Origin of the sequence: Sphingomonas spermidinifaciens (assembly GCF_002351485.1) — a bacterium.
Classification (GTDB): domain Bacteria; phylum Pseudomonadota; class Alphaproteobacteria; order Sphingomonadales; family Sphingomonadaceae; genus Sphingomonas; species Sphingomonas spermidinifaciens.
This window is the reverse complement of sequence record NZ_NWMW01000001.1, coordinates 891775-903070: the sequence shown is the minus strand read 5'-3', so window position 1 is coordinate 903070 and position 11296 is coordinate 891775. Positions and strand designations below refer to the sequence as shown.

7 protein-coding genes are annotated in these 11296 nt (G+C 68.9%); 5 read left to right on the top strand and 2 right to left on the bottom strand.

The genetic code is table 11. The annotated features are described in order from the left end of the window. Positions 1-63 precede the first annotated feature (63 nt). From addA to COC42_RS04220, 4 genes are all read left to right on the top strand, one after another. A complete protein-coding gene (addA, locus tag COC42_RS04235) occupies positions 64-3444 on the top strand; it encodes a double-strand break repair helicase AddA (RefSeq protein ID WP_096341984.1) in 3381 nt (1126 codons plus the stop codon). A gap of 51 nt (positions 3445-3495) precedes the next feature. Continuing rightward, positions 3496-3816 (top strand): thioredoxin TrxA, encoded by a 321-nt coding sequence (gene trxA / locus COC42_RS04230; RefSeq protein ID WP_096341983.1) that lies wholly within the window; start codon positions 3496-3498, stop codon positions 3814-3816. A gap of 466 nt (positions 3817-4282) precedes the next feature. Then, the gene (locus COC42_RS04225; RefSeq protein WP_096341982.1) at positions 4283-5887 is read left to right on the top strand and encodes a hypothetical protein; all 1605 of its coding nucleotides are present in this window, start codon (positions 4283-4285) and stop codon (positions 5885-5887) included. Positions 5888-5981: 94 nt separating this feature from the next. Continuing rightward, a complete protein-coding gene (locus COC42_RS04220) occupies positions 5982-8705 on the top strand; it encodes a TonB-dependent receptor domain-containing protein (RefSeq protein ID WP_096341981.1) in 2724 nt (907 codons plus the stop codon). Between the two features lie 63 nt (positions 8706-8768). Here COC42_RS04220 and COC42_RS04215 read toward each other — a convergent pair whose 3' ends face one another. Beyond that, positions 8769-9419: a prolyl hydroxylase family protein gene (locus COC42_RS04215; RefSeq protein ID WP_096341980.1), complete on the bottom strand. Its 651-nt coding sequence runs from the start codon at positions 9417-9419 to the stop codon at positions 8769-8771. Positions 9420-9524: 105 nt separating this feature from the next. Here COC42_RS04215 and COC42_RS04210 point away from each other — a divergent pair, with 105 nt between their 5' ends. After that, entirely contained in the window at positions 9525-10586 is a 1062-nt protein-coding gene (locus COC42_RS04210) for an ATPase, T2SS/T4P/T4SS family (RefSeq protein WP_096341979.1), read from the top strand. A gap of 51 nt (positions 10587-10637) precedes the next feature. Here COC42_RS04210 and COC42_RS04205 read toward each other — a convergent pair whose 3' ends face one another. Further along, positions 10638-11282 (bottom strand): tetratricopeptide repeat protein, encoded by a 645-nt coding sequence (locus COC42_RS04205; RefSeq protein WP_096341978.1) that lies wholly within the window; start codon positions 11280-11282, stop codon positions 10638-10640. Positions 11283-11296: the final 14 nt, after the last annotated feature.

Sequence of the window (11296 nt, the reverse complement as noted above, 5' to 3'; positions counted from 1 at the left end):
CGCATCCGATCACGGCGGGCCATACCCCGGCCTCGGCCGGGGTAGGACGGAGGGTGCGCCGGCATGACCAAGCCCCTCCATCCCCTTCGCGGCGCGCAGCGCGACGCCAGCCATCCCCAGCGCCACGTCTGGCTCGCCGCCTCGGCGGGCACGGGCAAGACCCAGGTGCTCGCCGCGCGCGTGTTCCGGCTGCTCTTGGCGGGGAGCAGGCCAGAGGCGATCCTGTGCCTCACCTTTACCAAGGCCGGCGCGGCCGAAATGGCGGAGCGGATCGCGGGCACGCTGGCGCGCTGGGTGCGGCTCGACCGCAACGACCTGTTCAACGAGCTGCGCGGTCTTGGCGAACCCGCGACGCCCGAACAGGTCGAGCGGGCGCGGACGCTGTTCGCGCGGGTGCTCGATGCGCCGGGGGGCTTGCGCATCCAGACCATCCACGGCTTCTGCCAGAGCCTGCTCGCGGCCTTCCCGGCCGAAGCGGGGCTGGTGCCGGGCTTCCGCCCGCTCGAACCGCGCGAACAGGCGCTGCTCCGGCGCGAGGCGCTCGCCCGGTTGCTGGAGGACGAGGCGCGCGAAGGGCGGGTGGCGATCGCCGAGGCGATCGGCGCGCTGGCCCTCAGGCTCGGCGAGCAAAAGGCGGAGATGTTCCTCCATGCGTGCGCCGCGCGGCCCGATGCCATGGAGGCGCTGCCGATCGGCGAGAGCATCCGGCCGTACATCCGACGCGCGCTCGACCTTCCCACGGGCGACATCGATGCCGAGATCGAGGCGTCGTGCGGCGACGACCGCTTCGACCTTGAGAGCCTGCGCGAGATCGCCGCGGCAAATGCCGCATGGGGCACCAAGACGGGTCTCGAGCGCGCCGATGCCATTGCGGCCTGGCTGGCCGGCGATGCGCGTGCGCGGGCGGCGGGGCTCGCTGACCTCCACCTTGTCTGGGCGACGGGGAAGGGCGAGCTGCGCAAGAAGCCCGTCGCGCCCGGTGACGCCTATGCCGCCCTCGCCGAGCGGCTGCACGGGCATTGCGGCGAGCTCCTCGCGCTCAAGGTCCGCGCCGGCTACGCCGACGCGCTCGCCTCCGCGCTGACCGCGGGCCGAGCCTATGCCCGCGCCTATGCCGATGCCAAGCGGCTGGCGGGCGCGGTCGATTTCGACGACCTGATCGCCGCGACCGTCCGCCTGCTCGAAACCGAGGGGATGGGCGAGTGGGTGCGCTACAAGCTCGACCTCGCGACCGAGCACGTCCTGATCGACGAGGCGCAGGACACCAACCTCGCCCAATGGCGCATCGTCAAGGCGATCGCCGACGAGTTCTTCGCCGGGGCGGGCACGCGCGGCAACCGGGTGCGGACGCTGTTCACCGTGGGTGACGACAAGCAGGCGATCTTCGGCTTTCAGGGTACCGATCCGATCTTCTTTCGGGCGGCGCAGCTCCATTTCGACCGGCTGGGTGCCGCGCCCCCGATCGAGGCCGAAGAACGTCGCCCGCTCGAAACCGTCGCGTTGACCGAAAGCTTCCGCTCGGTCGCGACCGTCCTGCGCTTCGTCGACGCCGCGCTCGACGCACTGCCCGCGCCGGGCATGGGCACCGACGAGCGCCAGCCGCATGCCAGCCAGGTGCCCGGCCCCGGCAGCGTCACCCTGTTGCCCCCGGTCGTCGCCGGCGGCAGCGAGGAGGACGAGGAGGGCTGGGTCGACGACCAGGTCCGCGAGCTCGCCCGCCGCATCGCGCGCCAGGTGCGCGAGTGGATAGACGGCGGCCACATGCTGGCATCGAAGGGGCGGGCGCTGCGGCCCGAGGATGTGATGATCCTCGTCAAGCGGCGCGGCGAGCTCGCCTCCCTGATCGTGGCGCGCCTCTATGCCGAGGGGGTGCCGGTTGCGGGGGTCGATCGCCTGCGCCTCAACGCACCGCTGGCGGTGCAGGATCTGCTCGCGGCGATCCGCTTCGTACTGCAACCGGGCGACGACCTCAGCCTCGCCAGCCTGCTCGTCTCGCCGCTCATTGGCTGGAGCCAGGACGAGCTGATGGCCGCCGCCATGCATCGCAAGGGGAGCCTTTGGCGGCACCTGCGCGCGACGCAGGCGTCCGAGCGGCTCGCCCCTCTCTATCATCTGCTCGCGCGGGCCGATTTCGCGACGCCCTATCGCTTCCTCGAGGACATCCTCTCAGGCCAGCTCGATGGCCGCCGCCGCCTGATCGCGCGGTTGGGGGAGGAGGCGCGCGACCCGATCGAGGAGCTGCTGTCGGCCGCGCTCGGGTTCGAGCGTAATGCGACGCCCTCGCTCCAGCGCTTCCTCGACTGGTTCGATCGCGGCGAGGTGGAGATCGTCCGCGACAGCTCGCGCCCGCAGGCCGCGGTCCGGGTCATGACCGCGCATGGGGCGAAGGGGCTGCAGGCGCCGCTCGTCATCCTCGCCGACGCGACCGCCGACCCGACCCAGAACCGGCGCGACCTGTTCGACTGGCAGGCGGACGAGGACCGTCCGCCGCTCCCGGTCTTCCGCCCGCGCAGTGCCGAGCGTGGCGGGCCGCTCGATGCCGTCGTCGCCGACAGCGATCGGCGCGAGCTGGAGGAGCATTGGCGGCTCTTCTACGTCGCGGCGACGAGGGCCGAGGAGCAGCTCGTCATCGCCGGCAGCCTGTCCGAGCGGGCGAAGGGCGAGCCGCCGCCGCTCAGCTGGTACCGCGCGAGCGCGATGGCGATGGACGCGCTGGGCGTGCCGCCGGGCGAGGTACGTGTGCTCGCCGACGACCGGCTGCCCGCGCCTGCGATCGTGCGGCCGGCCGAGGCTTCGACCGCGACCGCACTCCCCGACTGGGCGCGTCGCCCCGCGCCCGAGGAGGCGCGCCCGCCGCGGCCGCTCGCCCCCTCGTCGCTGGGCGAGGACGAGATCGCCGATCCGCCGCCCGCCGGCCCGGCGATGCAGGACGCGGCCGAGCGCGGTCGTCTGCTTCACGGCCTGTTTGAGCGGCTGCCCGCCCTCCCGCCCGAGCATCGGCGAGCGGCGGGAGAGGCGTGGCTTGCGGGCAATACGCTGGGCGACGGGCTGGTCGATCGCACGCTGTCGATCATCGGCCATCCCGATTTCGCCGATCTGTTCGGCCCGGACGCGCTGGCCGAGGCGCCGGTCGCCGCCATCGTGGACGGACAGGTGGTGGCGGGCACCGTCGACCGGCTGCTGGTGGGCGCCGACCGCATCCGCCTGATCGACTTCAAGACCGGCCGCCGCGTCCCGTCGGACGCGGGCGAGGTGCCGCTCCATCACCAGCGCCAGATGGCGGCCTATGCCGCGGCGCTCGCCGTCATCTTCCCGAACCGGCCGATCGAAGCGGCGCTCCTCTATACCGCCGGCCCGCGGCTGATCGCGTTGGCGCCGGAGACGCTCGCCGCACTCAAGCCCGGCTTCGTGGTCACGGAGCAAAGCTTGCCTTCGCGCGCTTGAGCCGGCGCGTGCGCCCACATAGATTGCGGGTCAACCAAGGAGTAGACCGATATGCCCACCAAGGCCGTCACCGACCAAAGCTTCGCCACCGACGTGCTGGGCGCGGACAAGCCCGTCCTCGTCGATTTCTGGGCCGAGTGGTGCGGGCCGTGCAAGATGATCGGCCCGAGCCTCGAGGAACTGTCCGAGGAACTCGGCGAGCAGGTGACGATCACCAAGCTCAACATCGACGAGAATCCGGAGGCGCCGGGCAAGTACGGCGTCCGCGGCATCCCGACCATGATCCTGTTCAAGAACGGCGAGCCCGCCGCGACCAAGGTCGGCGCCGAGCCCAAGGGCCGGCTGAAGGCATGGCTCGAAAGCGAGCTCTGATCGTCTGATCTGGAATGACGAAAAGGGGCCGGCGGGGCGACCGCCGGCCCCTTTTGCTGTGCACGATGTCCCCCGACCCCCGCCGGAGTACGGCAGATCATCGTGACACGACCCCTGCGTCATTCCAGCGAAAGCTGAGATCGCTCGGTGATTGCGCGCCGTTCGGGGCCTGACCGCCTCAGCCTTCGCCCCTACGACGAAATCGCGAAAATGGTTCGGCTTGGTTTGGTTTTACGCTCCGATATTTACGCTTGAGGTCGGGGCCATGGGCTCCTCCTCGGTCACAGCTTTGTCACACCTGTCACCGTTCGGTCATATCGTCGCAACCGAACCGTCTTCGAAACCGCATCCGGGCGTCACGTCCGGCCACTAGCCGGGCCATGAGGTCGACAGGGGGACAGCCGAGTCGATCGAGGGGCAGCGACCCCTTCCTCGTCAACCCGGAATTGCCGGAACGGAGATCTTCATGGCCGACTTCAAACGCCTTAGCCTTATCCTGCTGACGAGCTGCGCGGGCGCGACGCTCGCCGCGTGCGACGGCGCCTCGAGCGTCGCCTCGCCGGGCGAGGGCGGTATCGTGCTGCCCACGCCGGCGCCGACCCCGGCCCCCACGCCCACCCCGACGCCGACCTCGACCGCTGGCACGCCGGCCGCCGATTGCCCGACCGGCACCACCAACGTCGGCACCGTCGGCAACTTCCGGTCGTGCCGCCTCCCTTCGGTCCTCACCAGCAACCTGACGCTTCCGCGCCGCGCGGGCACGGCATATGAGATCAACGGCCGGGTCGATGTCGGTATCGACCGCGGCGCATCGGGCACCGTCGGTACCGCCGCCACGCTGACGATCGAGCCGGGCGTGCTGATCTATGCCAACACGACGAACACCGACAACGACTTCCTTGTCGTCAATCGCGGTTCGACGATCAACGCCGACGGCCTGCCCGACGCGCCGATCATCTTCACCGCGCAGCAGAACCTGACGGGGACCATCGACGAAACCGCGCAGGGCCTCTGGGGTGGCGTTATCATCGCTGGCCGCGCGCCTGTTTCGAACTGCAACCTGTCGGGTGCGACCGGCGGCTCGGCGAACTGCGAGAACGTAGTCGAAGGGACTGGCAACGCGCTCTATGGCGGCGGCTCGCCGGGCGACAATTCGGGCGTCATGCGCTATGTCCAGATTCGCTATTCCGGCACCGTCATCAGCCCCAACAACGAGTTGCAGGGCCTGACCACCGGCGGCGTCGGCACCGGCACGCGGCTCGAATATATCCAGATCCACAACAGCTCGGACGACGGCATCGAGATCTTCGGCGGCACGCATAATCTGCGCTACCTCGTGGTGACCGGCGCCGATGACGACAGCGTCGATACCGATGTGGGCTGGAAGGGCTTCCTTCAGTTCGTGATCGCCATCCAGAAGCCGAACAACAGCCAGACCGACAATTTCCTGATGGAGATCGATTCGAACAACAACGAGGACGTGGTGCCGCGCCAGACCGGCCGCATCGCGAACTTCACCTTCATCCACACCTCGACGAGCAGCGGCTCGCCGGCGGCGATCCGTCTGCGCGGCGGCGCCGACTTCAGCTTCGTCAACGGCATCGTCACCAGCTCGCAGGCCTGCCTCAACATCATCGCCGGCACCGACGCCAACGGCGGCAAGTCGACGATCCGTCCGGCCAACCCGGCACTCGACGAAGCCGGTCCGCCGGTGTTCAACTCGGTCTATTTCGCCTGCAACACGCTGTCGGCGACCACCACCGTCAACAGCGTCACGGTGACCAACGACGAGCAGGCTGCGGTCGTCGCGGCGGGCAGCAACAACGTCACCAACGGGACGGCGGCCAACGCCTATACCTCGACCTATCTGCCGGGTTCGGGCGCGACGGCCGTGACGCCGTTCAACAACACCAGCCTCAACCCGTCGGGTACCTCGTTCCTCGTTCCCACCAGCTATATCGGGGCGATCTCGGGCTCGAGCGACAATTGGTATCGCGGCTGGACCTGCAACTCGAACGCGGCGAACTTCGGCTCGACCAGCGGAAACTGCACGACCGTTCCGGTCACCTGAACGAGCGTAAAGACCATGCGGGGATGGCGGTGAAAGGGGCCGCCATCCCCGTCGGCCGCGTGGCGCGGCAATTCCCTGACGCGGATCGAAAAAGATGAAGAAGCCTCTGGCATTGGGCAGCCTGCTGCTCCTCACCTCGACGCTGGTCGCGCCGGCCGCGCTGGCTCAGACGGGTAGCGCCGGTGCGCAGACCACCAGCCCCCCGGCGGGTAGCGTCGTAGCGCCCGACGCGGGCGGTTCGACCACGCCCGACAGCGGCCCCGGCGCCACGACGACGGCACAGGACGCGGCCCAGCAGGAGGTCGAAATCTCCGGCCCCGGCGCGAGCGGGGATGGCGAGGACATCGTCGTCATCGGCCGCAACATTCCCAACGTCATCCGCAACACCGCGCAGGTCGTTTCGGTCCTGTCGACCGAGGACATCGCCCGCACGGGTGAAGGCGACATCGCCGGTGCGCTCAGCCGTGTCACCGGCCTCAGCGTCGTCGGCAACGGCTTCGTCTTCGTGCGCGGCCTTGGCGACCGCTACTCATCATCACTGCTCAACGGGTCGCCGCTGCCGAGCCCCGAGCCGCTGCGCCGCGTGGTGCCGCTCGACATCTTTCCCACAAACGTCATCGCCTCGAGCCTCGTCCAGAAGAGCTTCTCGGCCAATTATCCGGGCGAGTTCGGCGGCGGCGTCATCAACCTGACGACGCGCGCCGCGCCGAAGGAGAGCTTCCTCCAGTTCGGCGGGTCGGTGGGTTTCGATACCGTCACCACCGCCGAGCTCGGCTATACCTATGACGGCGGATCGCACGACTGGCTGGGCTATGACAGCGGCGAGCGCAGCATCCCCGACTTCATCCGCGAGGCCGGCCGGACCGGCGCGATCGTGACCCCCGATCAGGTGGTGCAGCTCACCAACGCCGAAACGTCGCTGGTGTTCGAGAACCGCAACATCCCCGCCAACTTCTCGGGCGAGCTGAGCGCGGGCACGTCGTTCGACCTCGGCACGGCGCGCATCGGCGTCATCACCGGCGGCGGCCTGTCGAACACGTGGCGCACGCGCGACGCGATCCAGCAGGTGCCGCTCGATGCGCAGGGTGGCCTCGCCGGTGACGCCCGCTCGGTCGCCACCGATCACCGCGCTCTCGTCAACGGCCTGTTCGGCGTTGGTGCCGAGGTCGGCCGTCACCGCTTCCGCTGGACCAACCTCTACGTCCATGACACGCTGAAGCAGGCGATCATGTCCGATATCGAGGACCAGAACAACCAGCCGCTCTTCCAGCAGAACACCAACTGGTTTGAGCGGCAGCTGTTCACCACGCAGGGCGTCGCCGAACTGAAGTTCGACCGGTTGAGCGTCGATCTTCGCGGCGCCTATGCGAACACGCAGCGCAATTCGCCCTATGAGCGGACCTTCGTCTATTTCTTCGAAGGCGGGCTGATCAACGACTATGTCAACAACCTGACCGGACAGCAGGGCGTCGCGCAGATCGCGTTCAGCGAACTCAATGAGGATCTCTGGTCGGGCGGCGTCGATCTCGCCTATGACTTCGGTGGCGACCGGCCGCTGACGCTTCAGGCGGGCTATGCCTATTCGGATGCCGACCGCACGTCGTTCCGCTATCAGTTCCGTTATCAGGCGGGTACGCCGCTCAACGACGCGCAGAAGCAGCAGCGGCCCGACTTCCTGCTGAGCGACCTGAACGTCCAGCTCAACAACATCTTCCTTCAGAACGAATCGAATGTGCAGGGCGCGGCGGCCTATACCGCGTCGCTGCGCACTCATGCCGGCTATGCCCAGGTGGAGGCCGAAGTCGCCGATGGGCTGCGCGCGCAGGTCGGCGTGCGGTACGAGGATGCTGAGCAGCGCGTGCTGCCGGTGGGCGCCAACGTCGCCGGAACCAACCTGACCAACGGGTACTGGCTGCCTGCCTCGACGATCACGTGGAACTTCGCGCGCGACATGCAGCTTCGCCTTCACGCCTCGAAGACGATCGCGCGGCCGCAATTCCGCGAGCTGGCGCCGCAGCTCTATCTCGACTTCGAATCAAATCGCCAGTTCGTCGGCAACCCGTTCCTGACCGATTCCGAGCTCTGGAACCTCGAGGCGCGGTACGAGTGGTTCTTCGCGCGCGACCAGCGCATCACGCTGGCGGGCTTCTACAAGCGGATCGACAATCCGATCGAGGCGTTCGGTTCGCCGGGCGCGGGCAGCTCAGCGTTGTTGACCAGCTTCTCGAATGCCCCGAGCGCGCGGCTGTACGGCGGCGAGTTGGAGCTTCAGAAGTATTTCCCGCTCGATGGTCTCGGCCTCGGCGACCTGTTCGCGACCAAGCGCGCGCTGCTGATCGCCAACTATACCTATACCAAGTCCGAGCTGAACGCGCAGGACCAGCCCGTGGTCAGCCCCTTCGGCGGAACCGGTGCGACCCTTCCGGCCCGCTTCCTGTTCCAGGACGGTGCGTCGCTCGTCGGCCAGTCGGATCACATCGTCAACGCGCAATTCGGTCTCGAGGATACCGAAATGCTCAGCCAGGTGACGCTGCTGGTCAATTATGCCAGCGACCGTGTGACAAATCGCGGCGCAATCGTCGACGGTGGCCGCCTGCCCGACATCCGCGAGCGGCCGGGCGTGCGCTTCGACGTCGTCTGGCGGCAGGGAATCCCGATCGGCGGCGACGACAAGCAGGTCGAGCTGAAGTTCGAGGCGCGCAACCTCAGCAAGACGCGCTACCAGGAGTTCCAGATCTTCGACGGCGGGCTGCGCCGCGAGATCAACACCTACGACCTTGGCCGCATCTTCACCTTCGGGGTCAGCGTCGGGCTCTGATCCGCTTCGGGTTCAAAAGGGGGATCGGGCCTTCGGCGAATGCGCCGGAGGCCCTTTCTCGTGTCACCAGCCCCAGGGGCGCTCGCGAAACCATTTGGTGATGACGTATTTGGTGCCTGCGCGCACCTTCATCCCGTGGTGCAGCGTCGCCGGATTGGGGCTGCCGTCGGGGCGCAGATTGTTCCAGGCGAGGAGCTTGCCGGTTTCAGGCTGCACCAGCTTGTCGACGACCTTGAACCGCGTCGCGCCGCCTGCCTCAGGCTCGTTGAGGTAGATCATCACCGTCCACGTCCGATTACCCGCCACAGAACAGAAGCGTGTGAAATCGGCGCCCCTGGGCTCGAAATAGTCGGTATGGGCCTTGAACTCCTGTCCCACGGCATAGCGCTGGCCCTGGATCGGCTCGCCGTGCCGTGGATCGAGGCCGCAGAAGTCGAGGATCGCCGCTTCAAGCCGCGCCACCGCCGGGTCGGCCGGGTCGAGGTCGCAGGTCTCGCTCGTCCGGAACGCATCGTCGCCGTTGGGATCGGCGATTGTCGAGGGGCGGCGGTCGCGGTCGATCAACCCGATCAGCTCGGCGCAGTGCGCGGGGTCGAGGAAGCGTTTGCCGACGAACAGCGTAAGCTTGGGATTTGGCAGCTTCTGCACGCCCGGCCGCGCGGCGATGTGTGCGACGACGGGTTCGCTGGGGTGGCCCGAGCCGAGGTTGGTCATCGCGCGTTTCTGCCAGAGCCGCCGGCCGAGGCAAAGCCTGCCATGAAAACGTAACCTTCGCGTCGCATCGCCGTCATTCGTGAAACCTTGCGAAGGGGGCCGGGCATGACGAGCGAAGCGGCGATCCGCGCGTTGGCGGCTGATGCGCAGGCGCAAGGGGCAAGCGACGTGCATCTCGACCTCGACGTCGATGCGGTTCGGCTTCGGCTGCGCGTCGACGGGCGGTTGCGTGCTTGGGTGCCCGCGCGGCTCGAACCCGAGCGACTGCGCGCCGCCGCCTGGGAAGTCGCGGGCAGCGGCGCCGATCGGCTCGACGAGTGGCAGGTGGCGAGCCATGCCGAAGGCGAGCGGCTGGCGCTGCGCTTGCGGTCCGAGCGGACCGGCGTGGCGGTCGACGGCCTCTCCGCGCTCGGCCTGGTGCCGGCACAGGCACGGCTGCTGCTGCGCGCGACCGAGCGGCCTGGCGGGGTGTTGGTGGTCGCCGGACCGGCGGGGTCGGGCCGGCGGACGACGATCGCCGCGCTGCTGGCAGGCGAGGCCCGGACGCAGAGCGTCGTTGCGCTGGGTGCGACGATCCCAGGCGCGCTGCGGATCGACGGCGCGAGCGGATCGGCGGCCATGGACCGGGCGATATCGCTCGATCCCGATATCCTCGTACTGGGGCAGGTCGAGGACCGCGAGACCGCGGCGCTTGCCTTTCAGGTCGCGGCGGGTGGTCGGCGGGTGATCCTGCGCCTCGACGCGCCCGATGCAATCGCCGCAATCGACGCACTGCGGGCGCTGCGGATCGATCGGCTGGCGCTTGCCGCGCATTTGCGCGCGGTGACCGCGCAGCGGCTGGCGCATCGGCTGTGCCAGGCGTGTAGACGCCCGGTGCAGGCGAGCAACGGCACCGCCGCGCTGCTCGGCTTCGATCCGGGCGCGGTGATCTATGAAAGTCCAGGTTGCGGCGAGTGCGAAGGGCGGGGGCGCGTATCGGCGATCGGCGTGTTCGAGTTGCTGGCCATCGACGCCGCGCTCGCCAGGCTGGTCAATGACGGCGCCGACGCAGCGCTACTGGCGCGGCATGCCTTCCTCAATGCGCAGCGCATCGATTCGGCAGCGCGGTCGATGGCGCGTGAGGGGCTGATAGACGCCGCCGAGGCGATCCGGCTGTCGAGAGGGTAGGCGCTACGTCAGTCTCGCGCTCGACCCATGGGGCTGGAACAAGACAAGCGCCTATTGTTGCGGCATCCCCCTGCCGCCCGCTTCCATCGCGAGGAAGCGGTCGAGGAGGACAAGGCGGAGGGCGATTCCCTCGCGCCAGGGCGCGTCTGGGCGCGAGACGCGCAGCGCCCTGATCCAGAGCGGCCGCGCGGCGGCGAGGTTGCCGGCGCGGACCTGTGCCAGCCCCTCGTAGAAATACGGGCCAGGATGTTCGGGATTGAGCATTCGCGCGCGGCGGAACGCCATCCGCGCGGTCGGCGACATCGCCCCGTCGGCGCCCGCGGTCGCAAAGGCGAAGCCCGTCCAGAGCGGTAGGCTGTCGGGCGCCGACCGCACGCCGCCCAGCATCGCCCGGGCCGCCGCGCGCTCGTCACCCGAGCGGGCGAGCGCGTCGGCGATGAAGAAATAGCTGTCGCTGTATTGAAAACGGCCGAACATCTGCTGGCGCAGCTTCACCAGCTCCTCGTCGGCGACATCGACGGGCTTTTCGGGACTGGCGGGCGAGGCGGGCAGGGTTGGCCGCCCCTGCAGCGTATAGCCGGTCGCGCCCAGCATCAGCGCCGCGCCGGCGAACCCGAGCACGCTCTTCGGCAGCTTGAGGAGCAGCATCAGCCCCAGCGAGGCTGCCGCAACGGCGGCGAGCGCGAACCAGCCCATCAGCTGCGCTCGCG